This window comes from Paenibacillus lentus (assembly GCF_042714055.1).
Lineage (GTDB): Bacteria > Bacillota > Bacilli > Paenibacillales > Paenibacillaceae > Fontibacillus > Fontibacillus lentus_A.
In genome coordinates this window covers 163,413-184,470 of the sequence record NZ_JBHGVC010000007.1, presented here as the reverse complement: position 1 = coordinate 184,470, position 21,058 = coordinate 163,413, and the positions used below count along the sequence as shown (strand labels likewise).

The window sequence follows — 21,058 nt, the reverse complement described above, 5'->3', positions numbered from 1 at the left end:
ATTCAAGATTCGAGTATGATTCTATTAAGACATTTCCAGAATATCCACACCGTAAGGCGCTAAATTCAGCGTTCGCTCTCGCTTCTTGCCATATAGCACGCTGTGGTAGGAACCGGGCAATGTCACTTGGTTGAATTGTCGGCTCAGATTGAGCACGAACAGATATGCCGAGGATTCCCCGCTGCGCACCACGATTTGTACGCCCTCCGGCAAATCCGGGAACATCAGCATTCCATGCGCCTTGGCCTCCTTTACGAATAAATTCTGCAAATAAGCTTCATCCAGATGAGTGCCAAGGTAGTATACTTTCCCCTCCCCGAATGGATTTACCGTCACTGCCGGTACGCCGCTATAGAAATCCTCGTCATACCAAGCTAGCGCTTCCGCGCCTTGGAGACTTATAATATCGCACCACTGCGAGCCTGCAAATGTGCGTCCTGCACCATCAACAACACGATGCTTGTCCGCTCCGATTGGATCATATTCCTCCACTCTGATTCCCGTGCATTTCGCAAGCAATCCCGGCAGCGACAGCATAACCGCCTGATTGTTCATATGCTTCACACCCGAGCGGCTTGTAATGATCACCGTTCCCCCCGCGGCGGCAAAACGCTCCAGCGAGGCGGCTGCCTCCTCGCTCAGCAGATAGAAGCTTGGAGCAACGACGATTTTATAGCCGTCCAAAGGCTGCGTCCATTCGATAACATCGCAGCCGATCCCCAGCTTCGTCAGTGCGCGGTGGTAATCCTTCACATTTTCATAGTAGTCCATGCCCTCTACCTGAGGCTGAATGCGAAGCGCTTCAAGCTGCTCATGAGACAGCAGTATCGCTGCTTCATGCTTTGGCGCAGTACCCTGCAGCTTGCCCGACAAGGCGTTGACCTCTCCGCAAAGCTCGGCAAATTCGGAGAATCTGCGGCCGGGAACATTGCTCGGATCTATCAGGCCATGCCAGAACTGCTCAGCCCCCACCGTCGCCGTACGCCACCTGAAATGCACGACCGTGTCAGCTCCTTTGGCAATGGCTTGCCATGAGAAGGCGCGGATAAATCCCGGGTACGGCGCTCGCCATGTCGGAAACCAGCAGCCTGGTGAACCGCTAAGCTGCTCCATAATCCAGAAATTCCGCCGCTTGATCCCGCGGGTGACATCGAGGGACAGCGCTCCGCTGTACGGTCCGGTCGATTGCTTGTCCGGCGCGGTATTCGGATAATAATCGAAGGAGGCGAAATCCAAGTCGGCTCCTGTCTGGTACAAATTCAGTCTCTGCGGATACGTGTGGAAATTGTGTGTAATAAAGTGATTCGGACAATTCCTGCGAATAATGTCAATCTGGCTGCGTTGGAATTCCGCGATAGAGTCCCACTGAAATCGGGCAAAATCAAGCAGGTAGGACGGGTTTTGATGTTTCGAGCCGCCGTATGGCACGCCGATCTGCGACCATTCGCTATATTCTCCGCTCCAAACGACCGTACCCCACTCGCGATTAACGGCTTCGAGCGTCACGTATTTCTGCTTGACCCATTCCCGGAACTTCTCGCTGCACATCTCGCAGTGGCAATCGATCATCCAGTACTCGTTATCCGTCTGCCAGCCGATAACCGCCGGATGACGGCCATAACGCTGCGTCATCTCTTCGATGATCCGCGAGCCGTAGACCCGCAGCGATTTGCTATTGTAACAGCGGTGGCCCCGCACGCCCGGATAAGTAATACTGCCATCCGCATTTCTCGGCAGAACATCGGGCCTCAGCTCGGTCAGCCAGCGTGGCGGTGTATTGGTCGGCGTACAAAGGACGACGCGAATATCATATTTATGGAACAGGTCGATCGCCTGATCAAGCCACTCGAAATGATATCCTCCCGAGCTGCTCTCCATCCGGCTCCAGGCAAACTCCGCCAGCCGGACGACCCGCACGCCCGTAACCTTCATCAGTTGAACATCCTCTTCCCATAGGGATGGATCCCAATGCTCCGGGTAATAAACGACGCCGACTTGTACCTGATTCGCATACTTGTTCATGGCAATGACTCCTTTTCAACCTCATTTAACCCTAATCTGATCGGGGCCTAAGCGAAAAGGCTGCTCCTTCGCTCATCCTTTCGATAAGTCTCAGAAGCAGCCTATTTCACTTTCCTCTAGTCCGGCCTGATTCTCAGGCTACCTTAGTTATTTCAATTTATCCCAAGCCGCTTGCATGTTCTCCGCCCAAGCATTTACATCGCTTTTCCCGGCGATGAATTGCTGGATTACGCTGCCGAACTCTTGGGCTACGCCATCCGGATATTTGCCGGCCTGATGCAGAATGATTTTATCTTCTTCGATATAGTTCCACAGATCTGCCGCGATCGCGCCCATATCCTCTGGCGTCGACTGGATACTCTTCATCGTCGGGATAAATTTAAACTTCTTCACGATATATTCTTTGCCGATGTCAGAGGTCACGAGCCAGTTCAAGAAAATTTTTGCTTCTTCTTTGGCATCAGAATCCTTGTTGACCACCAGGTTCACAGGCACCCCGATCGTTACTTTGCCCGTTTGCTCCGCGTTATCGCTCACCGGCATCGGCAGAACGCCAATGTTCATGTTCGGCGTAATTCCGTCGATCATCGTTTGCGCCCAGTTGCCTTCTTGCATCATCGCGGCTTCGCCGTTGGCGAACATGGTGACTTGTGTATTATAGTCCGTAGTCAGCGGGTTCTTGTTGCCGTAGTCCACCGTAAGCTGCATCAGGCGCGCCCAGTTCTCGAACTTCTCATTGCCTACGATAGAAGCTGTGCCTTCGTTAAGTCCATTGATGAAGCCGTCGATATCGTCCTGGTTCGCGAAGGCCACGCTGATGCCCTGGCTGCCAACGAGCCACCATTCCTGATAAGCATTGGCAAACGGTGTAATGCCCGCCGCTTTCAATTTCTTGGCTGCATCCTCAAGCTCGGTATACGTTCTTGGCGGAACGGTAATCCCTACTTGTTGGAACAAATCCTTGTTATAGATAAATCCAAAGCCTTCGAGAGCCAGCGGCATGCCGTAAACTTTGCCATCCTTCGTAATCGGCTCGGCTGCCAGCGGAACCAGATCCTGTACCCATGGCTGGTCGGACAAATCCTCAACCTTGTCCTGCCACATATCCAGTTTCGAGTAACCGTTGTTGGAGAAAATGTCCGGAGCGTCGCCGGAAGCGAATTTCGTCTTCAGGGCTGCATCATAGTCAGCGCCGCCGCCAACCGTCTGGATGTCCAGCTTGATGTTCGGGTATTCTTTTTCAAATTCTACCTTCAGCTCATTGAGTCCTTCTACGATTTCCGTTTTGAATTGGAAAATGGTAACCGTCTTTTGCTCCTGCTTGCCGCTGCCTTCACTGCTGGCACCGCCATTGCCATTGTTAGCAGGATTGCTGCTGCTTCCGCCGCAAGCCGACAGAATGACGGACAAAATCATAAGCGCGGATAGTAGGACAACGTATTTTTTCATCTTCATTGCCATGTTCCCCCTTTGATCTATGCTTAATAAATATTTGGAACAGAGAACCCGTCATCTAGCCTTTGACGGATCCCGCTGCTATTCCCTCAACGATGTAGCGCTGGAGCATTAAGAAGAAAGCGATAATCGGCGTAATCCCCAGCACGAGCGCTGGCAGCGCGATATCCCATTGCTTGGTATATTCCCCAAAGAAGGAGAAGGTAGCCAGCGGGATGGTCCGCATGTGCGGACGCTGCAGGATAAGCGACGGAAGGAGATAGTCGTTCCAGATCCACAAGCAGTTCAGGACGACGACCGTCATAATCATTGGCCGCAGCATTGGCAGCACCATCCGGAAAAATACGCCGATGGAGGTACAGCCGTCTACCGTCGCAGCCTCCTCGATTTCCAGCGGAATCGATTTGACGAAACCATGGAACAGGAATAGCGACATTGGGGCTCCAAGCCCAAGATATGTGATGATCAGACCCAGCTTGCTATTATTGACGCCCAATTCATTCACGATTCTCATAAGCGGAATCATGATCGATTGGAACGGGATAACCATCGCAGCGATGAACAAGAAGAAGAGCACGCGATTGAACAAGGTGTTGGCCCGAACCATGCGGTAAGCGCCCATGGCGCTTAACAAGGCTAGAATGATTACGCTGATCACGGTAATGACCAATGAATTCGTAAACGCTTGGGGAAACCTCGTCAGCTCCCATGCTTTCGTAAAGTTGCTCCATTGGAACGCCGTCGGCCAGCTGGCCGAGTTCGACATAATCTCGCCGAATGTCTTGACGGAGTTGACGAGCAGGAAATAGAACGGCGACAAAAAGAGCAGGGCAACGATAACCATAATGATTTCCGTTGCGAACAGGCGACCGGAATATCTTTTCTGCATTATGCCTCGACCTCCTTCTTCTTCGTCAGCGCCACTTGGACGATCGTAATGATCGCGACGATGACGAAGAACAGCATGGCCTTCGCCGTACCCAGACCGTACCGGTTATTCTGGAAGGCTTCCGCATAAACGTTCATGGCGACCGACTCCGTAGATTTAAATGGTCCGCCTTTCGTAAGCGAGAGGTTAAGGTCGAACATTTTAAATGCCCAGGAAATCGCCAGGAATAAACAAATCGTAACGGCAGGCATGATGAGCGGAACAATGATGCTGCGCAGCATCTGCCAGCGATTCGCGCCATCGATTTCCGCCGCCTCCATAATCTCGGTCGGCACATTCGTCAGCGAGGAAATATAGACGACCATGAGGTAACCCGCGGTTTGCCAAACGAACACAATCGTAATGCCCCAAAAGCCGGTAACGGAATCTCCCAGCCACGGAAGGCCGAAGAACGACCAGCCCGTAACATCATACATTGTGCTAAAGCCTTTGATAAAAATAAACTGCCAAATAAATCCGAGCAGCAAGCCGCCGATGACGTTAGGCATGAAAAATATCGTCCGCAAAATATTGCGCAGCTTCAACGCTTTTGTCAAAAAATAAGCGAGGAAAAATCCGACAACATTGGTCAAAACTATACCGACCAGTGTGAATCTTGTCGTAAACCAGAACGATGACCAGAAATCGGGATCATTCGTAAATATCGTTTTGAAATTGGCCAAGCCTACCCAATTGACTGTGCCCGCCACGCCGTTCCAGTCCGTCAGCGAATAATACATGCCGAGGAAGAATGGAATAACCATGATGACTGTGAAGAACAGCAGAACCGGTCCTACAAAAAACAACTGCAGCCCCCATCCCGACAATCTTCTCTTACTCATGGCGCAGCCCCCTTTCTTTATACCGAATAACTAGTGTATTGTCATTATGACTTGAATTGGCTACGATAAACACCGACAGAGTTGAACTCTCAGGTGCAATTTATTGATCGGGGGATAAAATATTGAAGTGGAATAGCATACGCGCTAAACTAATCATTTTTCTACTCCTGGCTACCGTCATACCGATCGTGACCACGATGTTCGTTACTTATTCCTATACGGCCCATTCGCTCAGAACGAGGGTCGCTGAAGAGGATACCAAACTGCTGTACCAAGGCGGAAGGCATATCGTCAATTTGGTGGAGGATTTGAACCGCAGTTCCTCCAATGTATTCTCGATCTCCAATCAACTGAAGGCCGGATACGAGGATGTGCAGAGCGACTCCCGCGTTTACGCCGTTTTATCCAATATTGCGACCTCTGTACCGGATATTTTCCAGGTGTATCTATATGAGAACGGCAATCGCAAAGCAACGCTGGTGACGCTCAACACCCCGCAGCGCAATTACAACACCGACGTTTACGCCGATGTGCTGACCGAAGACCGTCCTACGGTATGGGTGCAAAAAAGCCACATGAGCCATACTTACGGACTCAAAGCTTTGCAGCCGCGCTATCCTTCGCGGCCGGTATTTACGCTCCATCGGAGAATCGAGAACGTACCCTCAAGCGAGGTCATCGGGTATTTATCGATCGATGTCAGCTTGACGGCATTGACCGACATCGTCGACCAGCTGTATAACAAAGAACGTGAGAAGATCTTCATCGTGGATGAAAACGGGGATTTAATATATACCGATGAGCAAAGCATGCTCGGCGAGCCGCTGCAGGGGAGCTGGTATTCGGAGGTGATCTCCGCCTCGGGTCAAACGAGCGGAAATTTCGAGCAGGACGGCAGTTTGTTCATCTATAACCGGATGGCGGGGAAAGGACTGAACTGGACGATCGTCAAACAAATCCCCATGTCTTACTTAGTCCGTGAAGCGAATCATGCCGCCGGGATTAACCTGCTCTTGCTCGCTGTTTCGTTAATCGTCATTGCCGCTGCAACGATCCTCATTTCGGTGCGGATCACCGCCCCGATCAAGCAGCTCGGCAAATATATGAATCAAATCCAATCCGGCAATTTGAATGTCGATATCCAGCCGGCAAGCAATGATGAGATCGGCGCGGTCATGCTGCGCTTCCGCAGTATGATGGATACGATCAATAATCTGATTTTGCGCGAATACAAGCTGGAGCTGGCCAATAAGACGAATCAATTGCGAGCCATGCAGGCACAAATTAATCCTCACTTTCTGAACAATACGCTGCAAATTATAGGCACACTGGCGCTGGAGCTGAAGATGCCGCGAATCTATGCGCTGCTGTCGGCTTTGGCGAAAATGATGCACTACAGCATGCATTATGAGGATAAGAACGTCACCTTGCGGGACGAGCTAGAACACGTGAAAGCATATATCGAGCTGCAGAAGGAACGATTTGAAAATCGTTTCCAGTTTCATTATGATGTGGATGATTCACTGCTTGACCTGCCCATGCCCAAAATGATTTTGCAGCCGATCGTCGAAAACTATTTTAAACACGGATTGGATCGTTCAGCTTCGGATGGCGAACTAATGCTATTCGCTAAGAGGCTGCGGGAGGGTCAGGTGGAGATCGTCGTACAGAACAATGGGGTACAGATCCCTGAAATTAGACTGAAACAGCTGCAGCAGGAGCTGAGCGATTTATCCAGCGTCAGGATCAACCATCCGCTGGATGACGGGGATGAGGAAAGTCGGCCTTCGATCGGTCTTGCTAATGTTCTAGCGCGGCTGCAGCTTGTCAGCCGAGATAACGCTGCCCTAACCATCAGCAATTTGGATCCGGTTGGGGTACGAATTACCCTAATCATTCCTGATCAAGACAGAAGCGGAGCGTGAATAGAAATGAGAGCACTTATTGTAGACGATGAAGCCCGAGTCCGTAAGGCTGTCCGTCTTCTCGTCGATTGGGACGCCCATGGCATTGATGAGATCCTGGAGGCGGGAAGCGGCAATGAAGCGATGGAGCTTATACGCCAGTCCAAGCCTGGGCTTGTCATCATGGATATGATGATGGCATCGGGACACGGCATGGAGCTGATGGAATGGATCAGCGAGTTTGCAGATACCGTTAAATTCATCGTGGTCAGCGGGCATAACGATTTTGATTTCGTCCGCAACACCGTTCGCCATGGAGGGATCGACTATATCCTTAAGCCGATTGATGCGGATGCTATCAATTCTGCGGTTCATAAAGCAGTCGTCCAATCACGCGAAGAGGAACGGGAACGGATCGACATACAGCGGCAAAATATCCAGTTGAATGAGTTCAAACCGATCTACGGGGAGAAGCTGTTCTCCTCCCTCATCGATGATGAGAACGCTGCTGAAGCCTCCATACGCAGGCTGCGTAATGAAGGCGTTGTTCCGATGCAGGCCGATACCGTGCAGCTATTGCTGCTTCAGCTGGATGCCAGCGATGCATTGCTGCTGAAGCGATTTGGCCATGATAGCGAACTGATGCATTTTGCCATCATCAATATTTGCAATGAATTTCTAGCCAGCAATCACTCCGGCATCGCCTTTAAATATTGGGGAGCTCCGTGGGAAATCGTCATACTGATCTGGAACCCCTCCTTTGATGTTCAAGAGCTGATCTTCCGCATCAACGAGGGACTATTCCATACCCTGCAGCGAAGAATGCATTTTGGAATCGGCTCTGCCGGCCAGCTCCCGCACAGTCTTCCTGCCCAATATGCCGAAGCCAAGTTGGCGCTGTCGCGCCGCAATCTGCTGCGAAGCGACAGCTATGCACATCTGCTTGGAGCGGAGAGCGAGGATATCGCTGAAAGACATAGCCAGTTGGCCTTCAGCTCCGCGAGAGAGGAATGGAAGATGGCTGTCCTCAGCGGCAGCGATGTGCAAATATCCGCGGCTGCGGAAAAATGGGTCGGCGAGCTCGGAAGGGCTGGTATCGTGACGCCGGAGCAGCTTCATCACTGGACATCCGCCGTCATGCTCTTTCGCACTCAACTGCTGCGAGAGACGCTTGGCGATACCGCCGGGAATGCAGAGGCTGCACTGGAGCAAAGTGATCGGCAGAATCAGCCTCCTTTTGTGAACAGCTATGCCTTTACGCTATTCGCCTGGCGGGATTGGTCTTACGGCTTCATGAGCGAGCTGGCCCGGGTAATTAACGAACGGCAAGCGAGAGACAAACGGACGATTAACGATATTATCAAATATGTTGAGCAGAACTATATGGACGACTTGTCCTTGCTTGACATCGCCAGCGCTTTTTTCGTCAGCCGGGAATATATTTCTCGTAAGTTCAAGCAGGAATTCGGCATTAATTTCTCCGATTATCTTGCTACTTACCGGATCGACAAAGCCAAGCAGCTTATGCAGAATCCTCATTTGAAAATTGCACAAATTGCTGAGATGGTCGGCTTTCGCGACGTCAAATACTTCAGCAAAGTGTTCAAGAAACAAGAAGGCTTGTCTCCAAAGGCCTATCGGAGCAAGCTTGAAGTCTAAGGTGAGCCAGTACGTTCAATAATGAATCCAGAACCCTACAGTAAACCCGCTTCTTCTAGGATTTGCTTATATTTTTTTACATCAATTTTTGGGGGAAGTAATGAAACATTGGGGAAAATTTATCATCCAAAAAATCTAAGAGCAACAGTGATCAGGAACAACTTATATAGATGGATTTATAGTAGTTAGTTTCTGCGACAAATAGAAGAAAGTAGATTTAAATGGATTTCATGTCGTTAGTAGAAGGGAAATTCCCAATCATGACCTGGATTCTTGATTTTAGGTGCATAAAATCCATCTATTTATTTGAAACATTCGTTTAGAGCAGTTTTAGATACATGAACTCCATTTAGTGTACGCATCTCAGTATTTGCATCTTAGTGAGGATATTAATATGAAGTGCCTTTACCAGTATGAGTCAAAATGATTATAGGCTTTGCTGTACGCATATAAACAGGGCTGTTCCCGGGTCATGCAACCATGACTTAGGAATAGCCCTGTAATATGATATGGAAAGCATTTGTCTATTAATTAAGCCAGTACCCGGGTCAGGAACGCACGCGTCCGCTCATGCCGCGGATTCCCGAAGATTTGCTCCGGCGTGCCGGACTCGATGATTTCGCCATCTGCCATGAATAGGACGCGATCGGCGACTTCCCGGGCAAAGCCCATCTCATGCGTCACCACGATCATCGTCATCTGCTCCTCGGCCAAGCGCTTCATGACCTGCAGCACTTCCCCCGTCAGCTCGGGATCGAGGGCCGAGGTCGGTTCGTCAAACAGCAGAATTTCCGGGTTCATCATCAGAGCGCGAGCAATGGCTACCCGCTGCTTCTGTCCTCCAGATAAACTGGAAGGATACACGTTCGCCTTGTCAGACAAGCCTACTTTATCGAGCAGCTCTAGGCTCATCCTGGACACATCGGCGGAGGGTATTCCCTTAACCAGCTTCGGTGACAGCTCCAGATTGCCTTTGACCGTCAAATGCGGAAACAGGTTGAAATGCTGGAACACCATCCCCATGCGGGAGGTAATCGTCTTGATCTGCTGGTGACCAGAGTAAACGCCGTCTTTAACGAGATACTTATCCCCAACTTTGACGTTGCCGCCGTTAGCCTCTTCTAAATGGACGAGACTGCGAAGCATCGTCGATTTCCCCGAACCAGAAGGGCCGATCACAGCTACTACTTCGCTCGGATTCACGCTGAAGGAGATGCTCTTTAACACCTCAAGCTGGCCAAACATTTTTTTCAGATCGTTAACTTCAATGATTGCCATAGCTAGACAGTCCTTTTATTCGAATTTGAACTTTCGTTCAAGCGCCTTGAACAGCACGGTTAGTACTAAAATCATCAGCAGGTAATTTACTCCTGCCACGACGAACGGGACAATGGTAAAATCACGATTTACAGCCGTATAAGCAAAGTGGAGCAATTCGGGAACGGATACCGCATATAGCAAGGCCGTATCTTTGACAAGCGTAATTGATTCATTGGATACCGCGGGCAGCGCAACTCGGAACATTTGCGGCATAATAATCCGCGTTAATGTCTGCCAGCGGTTCAATCCCAGAACCTTCGCAGCTTCATACTGGCCTTTATCGACAGCCAGCAGGCCTCCGCGAAAAATCTCTGCGAAATAGGCGGCATAATTCAGAATAAATGCGAGGCTGGCGGCTGCAAATCTGTCCAATACAAGATATTCTCCAATGAAGGGCAGCATCGGCAGACCGAAGCAGAAGAACAGCAGCTGCAGCAGCAGCGGCGTTCCACGCATCACGTACACATAACCGTTAGCCAGCCAGCTAACCGGCTTCACACGGCTGTTCACCATTAACGTAACGAGGAAGCCCAGCGGAATCGATATAATGATGACAAGCAGAAACAGTAGAAGCGTCGTTCTGGCGCCCTGCAGCATCGGTATAGTGATGTCCCATAGGTAACTTATACTCATATATTTCGTCTCCCCAAAAACAAAAACCGGATAATAAGCGATCCGGTTATCGTATGATGACTTTTTCTTAATTCATATCTATAAAATTGATTTAAATTGATTTATAACCATCAACTGTTTACTTCAAAATTTTGTCTTCGCCAAACCATTTCACTGAAATTTCAGCGGCTTTTCCGCTCGCGTTCAGTGTGTCTATTGCTTTTTGCAGCTTCTCCAGCAATGCCTCGTTGCCCTTTTTGACGCCAATTCCATACTCCTCAGGAGCAAGGGTTTCCTCAACCAGTCTAAATGTTCCTTCATCCTTGGACATATAGTATCTGGCCACGACCTCGTCAATAATGACCGCATCCAGGCGCTTCGTCTTCAAATCAGTAAGTGCCAGCACGTTATCCGCGAACTCGGTGACGTTCTTCACTTCGGACTTGATCGGATTAGCGTCAAGCGCGTCCGCCGCCGAAGACAAGGATTGCAGACCCACATCTTTTCCGGCCAGATCCTTTATAGAATATATATCAGAATCAGCCAGTGTAATGATGATCTGACTATTTTCTAAGTAAGGCTTCGTAAACAGGACTTTGCCCTTACGTTCTTCCGTAATCGTATATCCGTTCCAAATGAGATCGATTCGTCCACTGTTCAGCTCGGATTCCTTCGCTTTCCAGTCAATCGGCTGGAAGGTCACTTCCATGCCCATTTCTTCGCCAACGGCCTTCGCAAAATCAATATCGAAGCCAACCAGTTCATTCTTCTCATCCCGGAATCCCATCGGCGCGAATTTATCGTCAACTCCGATGACCAGCTTGCCGTCATCCTTTGCTCCACCAGAGCATCCTACTAACGCAGCCATCATTACTGCTACAATTAACCCTAGTACAACTAGTCTATTTCTCTTCATATTGGTTCTCCCCCGTCTCGTCCATATAACTCAATCGCTTTAGTTCGTTAATACGTTATCAAGGTTATATCATAGCATATCACCTTGAAAGAGTCGAGAGAGATGATAGATTGAATCGAGCTGCCAATAAGTGGTTTTATTCGTTTTTTGGCCTAGCAGGATAAGCTTTCTTAAAACATCTATTGACGGACTTTCTATATAGACAGACCACATTTTAACGGTAGTTTGTTCTTGCGATTCTTGCGATTATAGAATGGTTTCAGCTCCGTTGAAAACTTAAAAAAGGCCCTTATTGGCCCTTATTCTAAAGCAGACACTTCCGTTATAAACTCATTTAACTTCGTATAAATTTCCACGATCTCAGACATCGGCATTCGCACCAGACCGCTGGACGAAGGGGCTACGAATTCATGAATCCCTTCCACGACAGGATTCTCCTGAAATCCCCAATCTGCTCGCGCTTTGCGGCTATATTCCGTATAGACGCCTTTACCGACAAAGCATGCCACCTTCGGACGATATTTTTCCAGCTTCGCCCGCAAAATTTCACGGCCCTCCGCATACTCTTCCCGGGTAATATCCTCTGCGCCCCTCGTCGGTCGAGCAACGATATTCGTAAAGCCATATCCCAGCTTCAGCAACTCCGCGTCTTCTGAGGCATGGTACAATCTTGGCGTTAGGCCGGAGCTATGTAATATGCGCCAAAAATTGTTGCGGGGATTGGCGTAATGATGACCGACCTGCCCGGAACGAATGCTTGGATTAAAGCCGATGAACACGATGCTTAGTCCATAGTCCAAATGATCCGCAATCTCCGTCAACTCCATAGATTCATCTGCTTCGCGCATATCCTGGCTTCCTCCTTTGATATAGAAATTTTTACACACATTCTAATATGAGCTGTTTCTTACATTTTGATATGCAGTCTAGCTCTTTCATTAAATCAAGTTCCCGTAGAAGCTTCACTCTCATGTATGCTCAAGTACACGGGCCCCTTAGCCGCTGCCGCTGTTTATAGCAACATATTTCACAGCTACGTCTATCTAGTAAGCTCCTTCTTGTTGTCCGGCTGTCTGGCCGCTCCTCTCCTCAAATCAGGAATCCAGAAGAACAACGCATACATAATTATAAACATCGTGAGCGCGATAATCTCCTCCGCCAACAAATAATATGGATACGGTCCAAACATATCCAATATGGAGGGTGTACTCGGCTTATTCCGAAGGAACATGTAATTAGCGCCAATCGCATAATTCAGCGCGCCGACAGCTAAGGCCAGTACATTCAGAAACAGCATGGCCCACGCAATGGATCTCCATGTCGGCCTATAGCGTTCGATCCAGGTCATATAGAGCGAAGCGAGAATGATTGCTCCATGAGCGATGAAAAAGTGAAAAAAACGAAAATGCGGATACCCAAAATCCAGACTAGGCGTCAGCCATGCCTGCAGCGCCCCGCCGATCCCGGCAAAAAATAAAACCTGGTACAACAGCCGGTTTTTCGTCACCAGCATTATAATGGACAGCAGCAACGATACACTGCACAGCTCCAGCGGCAGAGTATCCGTGATATCCCATTGTCCCTCAAGCACATACCAAGAATTTAGAGCAATTTCAGATAACAACAGCACGCCAAGCAACCCATAGCGAATCACCTTCGTGACTAGCACGCTGGAACGAATATGCCTTCTCCCCACAAATAGCGCTGCAATTAGCAGCAGGAACAGCCCCATCCCTACAAGATGCGATGCGGAATACAGTCCAAAATCAGGGGCATCCTCTACCCGAAAAAAACTAGACATGTTCATCAGCCTTTTCCTTTCCTTCTCATTTCCGGCGATCTTTGTTGATGTTTATAATATGGACTGTAACAATAGAACAGGTCAAGCGCTTGTTTGCTTGACGGTTCTTGTCATACATCAGACAACTTTACCTCCCTATCTGCATAACAGTTCAGCTATTACTTATGGTGAAAATATTTTCGCCCGGGCCCGCAAGCTAATCAAAAGCTAGATTAATTGACTGCTACATTATCAAACCCCTATTGACATTGTCGGATAAACCCCCGAACATAGTGGCTAGAGAAGTAAATTACTGCTATACATAGTGGAGGTTATAGTATTGAACGAGAAAAATCCCCGCCTGATTCAATCCGTGAAACGGGCGCTTGATATCGTAAACTGCTTCGATTCGCTGCATACGCAGCTGTCGCTTACTGAAATCAGCGAGAAGCTGAATTTGAACATAAGTACCGTTTATGGTCTGATCAATACGCTCTGCGCTTATTCATACATCGATAAAAACCCGAACAACGGCAAATACCGGCTCGGCCTCGAATTTCTGCTGAAGGCCAATCTAGTATCGCAAAGCCTGGATCTCAAGGAAATTGGGCATCCCTATCTAACGGAGCTGACTAAAAAATTTCATGAGACCTCTCATTTATACGTCTACCAGCATGAGCAAATCTTCTGCGTAGACAAGGTGGAGTCCCCTAACAATTACTTCATCGTTAGTTCGCGGGCAGGCAGCAAGCTGCCGATGCATGCCTCTGCTTCGGGCAAAATATTTCTGGCCCATATGCCGGAGCTTGAGCTGCAAAGCCTGCTGCAGAACTATAAGTTAACCATGCTGACGGAGAAAACGATAACGGATAAGAAGAAGCTGCTGAACAGCCTGCAGCAAATTCGGGAACAGGGATACAGTATTGAGGACGAGGAAATCGAGACAGGCGCTTATAGCATAGCCGCACCCGTAAAGGACGCCGGCGGTAAAACCATCGGTACGATCAGCGTTATCGGCTCGCTGAAGCGAATCAAAGAGAATGAGGAGCAGATCCTCACGGATTTGCTCGCTGCTGCGGAGGAAATTTCAGGCCAGTTCGGCTATCCGGTCAAGCCCGTTTAAGGCTGAGCATAACAAAAAAAGTCTACTAGCCCTTTCATAGAAGAAGACATATCGTATCTTGGGGGTAGGCATGGCGCGTCGACCGTGCATCAACGATGATCATCGTGCAGCAGCCATCATTACACTCGCGTCGGGAGGGGCATGCGGTAAAAAAAGTGCAGCGGAGCTGAGCCATTTCTATTATCATAGACAAAAAGAACCCCGAAGGGTTCTATTATGGTATAACTTGGTTGTATAATTTAACCCCGCTATCAGCGGGGTTAACTAACATTATCGGCTCGGCAATACACCGATCTCCGCCTTCGATTAATTCAGATTGGCCGCTTGCAGCACCGATGTTAAATTCAATTTAGCCGTGCTGTCGAACACGATATCCGCACCGGAGGCACAAAGCAGCTCTTGCTCTCCGATCCCGACCGCGAACATCCCTGCCGCCTTAATCGCTTCGACGCCGGCCTGCGCATCCTCAATCCCGATGCAGCATGCGGGGTCCGCTCCTGCCGCCTCCGCTCCCTTCAAGAAGATGTCGGGCGCCGGCTTGCCGGGAATGCCGTCCGGATCCACAATTGTGTGGAAGCGTTCAGCAAGACCCAAAGAGCTTAAAATTTGCGGCGCATTCTTGCTCGCAGATGTCAGCACGGCGGGGATTTGGCGCTCCGCCAGTTGATCGAGCAATTCATGAATTCCCGGATAGACATGCTCAGGTGCAAGCTGTGTTAGCAGTGATACGTAATGCTTGTTCTTGTCTGCAGCCAATCGCTCCTTCTGCTCCATTGTATACTGCTGCTCCTTGCGTCCATGGACCAGGATCCGCTCAAGAGATTCCATGCGGCTAATCCCTTTGAGCTGCTCATTGAAAGCACGATCGATATCGATCCCAATCTGCTCCGCCATTTGCTTCCATGCCATGTAATGATACTCTGCGGTATCGGTAATGACACCATCCAGATCGAATAATACAGCTTGCAGTTTCATGTCAGTCTCTGTCCCCTTTCGCTTCTGCTAGGTTAATCGTCAACACATCGCTAAAGCGATATTTCTTCCCGTAAACCTCCAGCTTAACCGGGACGCGATCCGTCGCCTCTATCACAAGCCGATCCTTCGTGATCTCCGCTTTCAGGCGCTGCCCTTGCCAATTGATCATGAACTCCAGCTTGCTCCAATGCTCCGGCAGCTTCGGATCCATCCTTAATTCGCCATGCAGCATGCGCATTCCGGCGAAGCCCATCACGATCACCTGCCAGATGCCGCCGATAGAAGCCGTATGCATCCCTAAATCGGAGGATTTCATTTCCGGCCCCAAATCGATCTCACAAGCCTGCCTGAATAATCGGTAAGCGAGCTGACCATCACCCAAGTCATTGGCGAGTATCGCATGCGTGGACAGGCTCAAGGAGGAGTCATGGATCGTCTTCGGCTCGTAGTAATTGTAGTTGGCAATCTTCACATCATGCGTAAACTTGTCTTCGAGCCAATAGAATAGGATCATCAAATCGGCCTGCTTGGATACCTGAATATCGCTCAATTGCTCCAAGCTGTAATCCTCGAAAATCGTATTTACATGCGCCTGGTTTTTATATTTTGTCAAATCGATAATCCGCTTCGTCAGGTAAGTATCATCCTGCGGGATAACTAAATCTTCTCCCGGCTGCGGAAGATAAATTTTATCAATGCATTTCATCCAGGCCTCCATCGCCTGATCCAAATCCAGCGCTTCATTCAAACGGTGAAATACGGCAGAATCGCTCTCCTTCAGATGGCTATAGTACTTGATGGCGAGCTGCATGTTGAAATGGGCAAAATAGTTCGTAAACGCATTGTTGTCCACATGCTCTTTGTACTCATCCGGGCCGATCACGTCATTAATACAATACTGTCCTCTGTCTTCATCCCATTCCAGACGGCTGGCCCAGAACCTGGCCGTATCAAAAATAATTTCATAGCCATAATCGTCCATGAAGGCTTGATCGCCGGTAACCATTTCATACTGCCATACCGCAAACGCTACATCAGCAGTAATATGCTGCTCAATAAAGCCGGTCCAGATCTTCGTCTGCTTGCCGGTGACGATATCCACGCGCCCCCATTCCTGGGCCATCTCGCCGTCGCTCGGCCAGGCAGCCTCCCAGGGGTACATGGCCCCTTCGTAGCCGTTGCTTCGCGCTTTCTTTCTCGCCCCTTCAAGACCTAAATAACGATAAATCAAGAGCGATCTCGCCACCTCAGGATTGGAATAAATAAAGAACGGAAGAATGAACATCTCCGTATCCCAGAAGGAGTGACCCTGATAGCCCTCGCCGCTAAGCCCCTTGGCAGCAATCCCCATCCGCTCATCATGGGCCGGAGTCATAATAGTCAAATGATAGAGTGCAAAGCGCGCCGCCAGAAGGTCAAAGGCGTCTTCGGATTCAATGTTAAGCTTGTATTGCTTCCACACCTTCTGTTCCCACGCTTGCACATGCTGCGCAAACAAACCTTCATAACCCTTGGCTGCGCACTGCTTCAAGGTTGACAGGGCTCGATCGCGCATCTCCTGCAGCGTCAAGCCGTCGAACGCTTTATCCCGGGAGGTGTGCACCGTCGTCAATTTCTCAAGCGAGAATTTCTGCCCCTTCGCGAGGGTACCTTTATAGCTGAGCATAATCAGCCGGCGATCCATCCGCATAAACGGCTCATTCAGCTCCGCACCCGCAAGAGTAACGTGATGCACCGTATGGAACATAAAGTCGATAAGGGATTCTTTCGTTCTCGCCACCATCTCCACATACTTCTTGTCGTAGATCCGCTTCTCGCCTTCAAAGAAATGCTGCGCCCCGCTGTTGGATACCTGGGCGTTCACGCCGCTCTCCACGCTCACATGCACGTCATCGCTCAATGCCTCCAGCTCCATCTGCATGCCGATAACGTGCAGGTTGTCGAGCGACACGAACCTTCTAAACTTCAATGCCACCTGTTTCCCAGCGGAGGTTGTCCAAATAAACGATCTTCTCAGCTCCGCAGTCTTCAGGTTCAGCGCCCTAACGTAATCCTCCGTCCGCACGGATGCGTCCAATCGTTCTCCATCAATAAAAATATTCATCCGAGTCACATCGGCGGCATTCGGAAGCTCCGATACTTCCTGCGCATCCGATTTGTTAAAGGTTCCGGCGACGAACAGATTCCTTACTTCGCCGACATAGGGCTCCTCCGCAGCACTGCGTAAACCCATATATCCGTTGCCAAGAGACATGATCGCCTCGGCCTTTCCCAGCAAATTGCTGGAGAAAGATGATTCGGCTACAATCCAGTTCTTCTCCTCGCCCGTTCCTAAATCATATTTCATCCCCACGCTAAATTCCTCCAATCCGATGCCGTTTCCCGCATCGCCATTTATTTCTTTGATTGTTGACCCAAAATGCATAAACAAAATGCCCGTTTTCCCATCGAAAAAAAGGGAAATACGGGCATCAATCATTCGAATGATCCGTGCAAGCTGCTTCTTAACCCTTGACCGCGCCCGCAGTGATTCCATCTATAATGTTGCGCTGCATGATAATGAAGAAGATAATGACCGGGATCGACGCCATCGTCAGAGCGGCCATTGCCAAGTGCCATTCATTCATGTATTGCCCGAAATAAACCGACGAAGCAAGCGGAATCGTCTGATTCTTCTTGGAGCTCAGCGTAATCAATGGAAGCAGGAAGTCATTCCAGATCCATAAGGAATGCAGAATGGCAATCGTTGTCGTAATAGGCTTAAGCAGCGGCAGCACGATGCGGAAGAATGCGCCTACAATCCCGTTGCCGTCAATAAAGGCGGCTTCCTCCAGCTCACGAGGAATCGATTTGATAAACCCGTGGTACAGGAACAATGCTAACGGGATGCCGAAGCCCCAGTACATGATGATCACCCCGACGATTGAGTCCATCATGTGCAGATCGCTCGCTACCTTCACCAGCGGAATCATCAACGACTGGAACGGGATGACCAGAGATGACAGGATCAGCATGAACAATGCCGTGCTCACCCATCCGGGACGCCGTACAAACTGATACGCGGCAGGCGCACTGATCAATAAGATCCCGACTACGGAAACGACCGTGATGATTAAAGAGTTCATGAATACGCCGCCGAAATTCAATTGATTCCATACCGTCTTGAAATTATCAAAGTGCAAAATACTTGGCAATGATGCTACCGATGAAACAACTTCATTATAGGATTTAAATGAATTCACCAGCGTGACATACAATGGAAAGAAAACGAATATAGCAATTACAAATAAGATTGTAAATATAATCCAATTCAATTTCTTGTCTCGTTTCTTCATTACATCTCTACCTCCCTACGTTTCAGTACAAGGGACTGAACAATAGTAACGGTAGCTAGAATAAGGAAGAATATAACCGCCTTTGATGAAGCATAGGTGAACAGGTTTCTGCCGAAGCCTTCGGTATAAATGTGATAAGCCAATGATTGCGTGGTTCCGAAGGGCCCCCCGCCCGTTAACGAGTAGTTCAGGTCAAATCCTTTGAAGCCATTGGCAATAGCCAGGAACAGATTAATCGTAATCGCCGGTCTGATCAGCGGGAATACGACATTTCGCATTCTGCTCCAATATCCGGCTCCGTCAATTTCCGAAGCTTCTATCAAATCCTTCGGTACGCCCTGCAAGGCAGATAGATAGATGATCATAAAGTAACCAACAGATTGCCATACGGCAACCATAACAATGGACCAGAACGCATAATCAGGCAGGCTCAGCCAGTTTTTTTGAAAAATAGACCAGCCGGTAGCCGCTCCGATTTGGCCGAACAAATTCGTAATGATAAATTTCCAGATGAAGCCTACAATGACCGAGCCCATGACATAGGGCAAGAAATAGACCGTCCGCAGCAGGTTTCTGAGCTTGATCGCCCGGTTCAGCCCAAGGGCTAGCAGTAATCCAAAAACGTTCAGCAGAATCGTAGTCGCTACGACATACTTGGCCGTAAATTTGAAAGACCTCCAGAAGGAGGCATCGTGGAGCAGCTGTTGATAGTTGCTCCACCCGACCCAACTGATGTTGCTGCTAATTCCATCCCAATCCTGAAAGCTGAAGATAATCGCTCTCAGGAATGGAATAAGAATAATCAATGTGAAGAACAGGATAGCCGGCGCAACGAAAGCTGCATATATCAACCATCCGCGTGATTTAATCGCCATGTCCAATCATTCCTATTTTTTGACTTTTTGATCCCAGATGCTTTGCAGTTCTTTGATGGCCTGATCTTTGTCATATTGTTCACCGACATAGGCTTGAAGAGGTACTGTGAAGTCTTCCGCAATCCCGGACGGCCACAGTTGGAACGACCAGATCAGCGTTTTCTCATCCTTCAAATACTTGTCGAGATCTTCTGCCAAAGGCCCCAGATCGGACGTCGTTTCCAAATCCGTAAAAGCAGGAATCATCTTATAAGAATCCACGATATACTTCTGGCCATTTTCGTGCAGCCAGATCAAAAATTTCTTGCTCTCGTCGATTACCTTGGAATCTTTGTTGATGGAGTAATACGTGGACACGCCTACAGGCATTTTCGTATCCTCAGGATTGTCATTCAAAGGAATCGCGAACATCCCGAGGTTCATATCCGGATTGATCTTCGTGATCGAATCGATCGCCCACACGCCTTGCTGAATCATGGCCGTTTTCCCGGAGGCAAAGTCGGACACTTGATTGTCATAGTTAAGACCGATCGTATCCGTGCCTTTACCGTAATCTACCGTCATGTCCAATACATCAAAGAACCCGTCCAAATTTTTCAGATCGGCAATTTGGGCTTCGCCTTTGTACATTTTCTCGATCATGCCTTCCGAATCCGGCTCATAAGCGAACGGAAGATTGAACAAATGCTGGCCGAGCACCCAGAACGAGTTATAGCCTTCAGAGTAAGATAAAATGCCTGCCGCCTTCAATTTCTCATTAACTTCCTTCAATTCTGTTAATGTCGTAGGCAGCTTCTCGATGCCTGCTTGAGCGAACATATCCTTGTTGTAAATAAATCCGTAGCCCTCGACCGCAAGCGGGAAGCCATACTTCTTGCCATCGACGGTCATCCCTGGCTCGGACGAAGGAATAACCTTGTCCATCCACGGCTCATTGGACAAATCAACGAGTCTTTCCGACCAATCCTGAATGTCGGTATAAGCTCTCGTCATGAAAATATCAGGGCCGTCCCCAGCAGCAAAACGGGTTTTCACCAGCGTATCGTAATTGCCGGTAACCTGAGCCTCAATAGTGACATTTGGATTTTCAGCCATGTAGTCGGCGGCCATCGCTTTGATTTTATCCGTGATTTCGGTCTTGAAATCCATAATTTTAATCGTTACTTTGTCGTTCGAATTCCCTGAATCAGTTCCTGAACCCTCATTGGTTTTCGGGCTGCTTCCGCCAGCGCATCCGCTGATCAGGGACAAAAGTACAACACTGGTGAGAAGCATTAACATAACCTTGCGCATCTTTATATACCCCCTAAGT

The 21,058-nt window shown here is 49.0% G+C and carries 18 protein-coding genes; 4 read left to right on the top strand and 14 right to left on the bottom strand.

The genetic code is table 11. The annotated features are described in order from the left end of the window. Positions 1–24: 24 nt before the first annotated feature. From ACE3MQ_RS17545 to ACE3MQ_RS17530, 4 genes are all read right to left on the bottom strand, one after another. A complete protein-coding gene (locus ACE3MQ_RS17545; protein WP_379394946.1) occupies positions 25–2,022 on the bottom strand; it encodes a beta-galactosidase in 1,998 nt (665 codons plus the stop codon). Between the two features lie 147 nt (positions 2,023–2,169). Next, the gene (locus ACE3MQ_RS17540) at positions 2,170–3,477 is read right to left on the bottom strand and encodes an ABC transporter substrate-binding protein (protein ID WP_379394944.1); all 1,308 of its coding nucleotides are present in this window, start codon (positions 3,475–3,477) and stop codon (positions 2,170–2,172) included. A 58-nt stretch (positions 3,478–3,535) separates the two neighbouring features. Next, the gene (locus ACE3MQ_RS17535; RefSeq protein WP_379394942.1) at positions 3,536–4,366 is read right to left on the bottom strand and encodes a carbohydrate ABC transporter permease; all 831 of its coding nucleotides are present in this window, start codon (positions 4,364–4,366) and stop codon (positions 3,536–3,538) included. Further along, positions 4,366–5,247, bottom strand: a complete 882-nt coding sequence (locus tag ACE3MQ_RS17530; protein ID WP_379394940.1) for a carbohydrate ABC transporter permease — start codon at positions 5,245–5,247, stop codon at positions 4,366–4,368. Before ACE3MQ_RS17530 ends, ACE3MQ_RS17535 begins: the two co-directional genes overlap by 1 nt. Before the next feature lie 122 nt (positions 5,248–5,369). Between ACE3MQ_RS17530 and ACE3MQ_RS17525 the strand changes: the two genes are divergently transcribed. Together ACE3MQ_RS17525 and ACE3MQ_RS17520 are read left to right on the top strand one after the other, a co-directional pair. After that, positions 5,370–7,172 (top strand): sensor histidine kinase, encoded by a 1,803-nt coding sequence (locus ACE3MQ_RS17525; RefSeq protein ID WP_379394938.1) that lies wholly within the window; start codon positions 5,370–5,372, stop codon positions 7,170–7,172. A 6-nt stretch (positions 7,173–7,178) separates the two neighbouring features. Further along, positions 7,179–8,810 carry a response regulator transcription factor gene (locus tag ACE3MQ_RS17520; protein WP_379394936.1) on the top strand — a complete coding sequence of 544 codons (1,632 nt, stop codon included), beginning with the start codon at positions 7,179–7,181 and terminating at the stop codon, positions 8,808–8,810. Between the two features lie 531 nt (positions 8,811–9,341). On the opposite strand, the gene ACE3MQ_RS17515 is transcribed toward ACE3MQ_RS17520, so the two are convergent. The 5 genes from ACE3MQ_RS17515 to ACE3MQ_RS17495 form a co-directional block, all read right to left on the bottom strand. Then, the gene (locus ACE3MQ_RS17515; RefSeq protein ID WP_379394934.1) at positions 9,342–10,088 is read right to left on the bottom strand and encodes an amino acid ABC transporter ATP-binding protein; all 747 of its coding nucleotides are present in this window, start codon (positions 10,086–10,088) and stop codon (positions 9,342–9,344) included. A 15-nt stretch (positions 10,089–10,103) separates the two neighbouring features. Continuing rightward, entirely contained in the window at positions 10,104–10,763 is a 660-nt protein-coding gene (locus ACE3MQ_RS17510) for an amino acid ABC transporter permease (RefSeq protein ID WP_379394932.1), read from the bottom strand. Positions 10,764–10,881: 118 nt separating this feature from the next. Then, on the bottom strand, positions 10,882–11,658 hold the full coding sequence (locus ACE3MQ_RS17505; protein WP_379394930.1) for an amino acid ABC transporter substrate-binding protein: 777 nt from the start codon (positions 11,656–11,658) through the stop codon (positions 10,882–10,884). Between the two features lie 299 nt (positions 11,659–11,957). After that, a complete protein-coding gene (locus tag ACE3MQ_RS17500) occupies positions 11,958–12,506 on the bottom strand; it encodes a mismatch-specific DNA-glycosylase (protein ID WP_379394928.1) in 549 nt (182 codons plus the stop codon). Between the two features lie 191 nt (positions 12,507–12,697). Continuing rightward, the gene (locus ACE3MQ_RS17495) at positions 12,698–13,465 is read right to left on the bottom strand and encodes a YwaF family protein (protein ID WP_379394926.1); all 768 of its coding nucleotides are present in this window, start codon (positions 13,463–13,465) and stop codon (positions 12,698–12,700) included. A 313-nt stretch (positions 13,466–13,778) separates the two neighbouring features. On the opposite strand from ACE3MQ_RS17495, the gene ACE3MQ_RS17490 reads away from it, so the two are divergent. After that, positions 13,779–14,561, top strand: a complete 783-nt coding sequence (locus tag ACE3MQ_RS17490) for an IclR family transcriptional regulator (RefSeq protein ID WP_379394924.1) — start codon at positions 13,779–13,781, stop codon at positions 14,559–14,561. A gap of 70 nt (positions 14,562–14,631) precedes the next feature. After that, a complete protein-coding gene (locus tag ACE3MQ_RS17485; RefSeq protein ID WP_379394922.1) occupies positions 14,632–14,799 on the top strand; it encodes a hypothetical protein in 168 nt (55 codons plus the stop codon). 68 nt (positions 14,800–14,867) lie between these two features. Here the strand turns inward: ACE3MQ_RS17485 and pgmB are convergent, their stop codons facing one another. The 5 genes from pgmB to ACE3MQ_RS17460 all read right to left on the bottom strand — a co-directional run bounded on the left by pgmB (position 14,868) and on the right by ACE3MQ_RS17460 (position 21,039). After that, positions 14,868–15,536, bottom strand: a complete 669-nt coding sequence (gene pgmB, locus ACE3MQ_RS17480; RefSeq protein ID WP_379394920.1) for a beta-phosphoglucomutase — start codon at positions 15,534–15,536, stop codon at positions 14,868–14,870. Between the two features lies 1 nt (position 15,537). Then, positions 15,538–17,883 (bottom strand): glycoside hydrolase family 65 protein, encoded by a 2,346-nt coding sequence (locus ACE3MQ_RS17475; RefSeq protein WP_379395116.1) that lies wholly within the window; start codon positions 17,881–17,883, stop codon positions 15,538–15,540. A 157-nt stretch (positions 17,884–18,040) separates the two neighbouring features. Beyond that, entirely contained in the window at positions 18,041–18,871 is an 831-nt protein-coding gene (locus ACE3MQ_RS17470) for a carbohydrate ABC transporter permease (RefSeq protein ID WP_379394918.1), read from the bottom strand. Next, complete coding sequence (locus ACE3MQ_RS17465) at positions 18,871–19,746, bottom strand: carbohydrate ABC transporter permease (protein WP_379394916.1); 876 nt, start codon at positions 19,744–19,746, stop codon at positions 18,871–18,873. The genes ACE3MQ_RS17470 and ACE3MQ_RS17465 overlap by 1 nt, the downstream gene beginning before the upstream one ends. A gap of 12 nt (positions 19,747–19,758) precedes the next feature. Further along, the gene (locus ACE3MQ_RS17460; protein WP_379394914.1) at positions 19,759–21,039 is read right to left on the bottom strand and encodes an ABC transporter substrate-binding protein; all 1,281 of its coding nucleotides are present in this window, start codon (positions 21,037–21,039) and stop codon (positions 19,759–19,761) included. Positions 21,040–21,058: the final 19 nt, after the last annotated feature.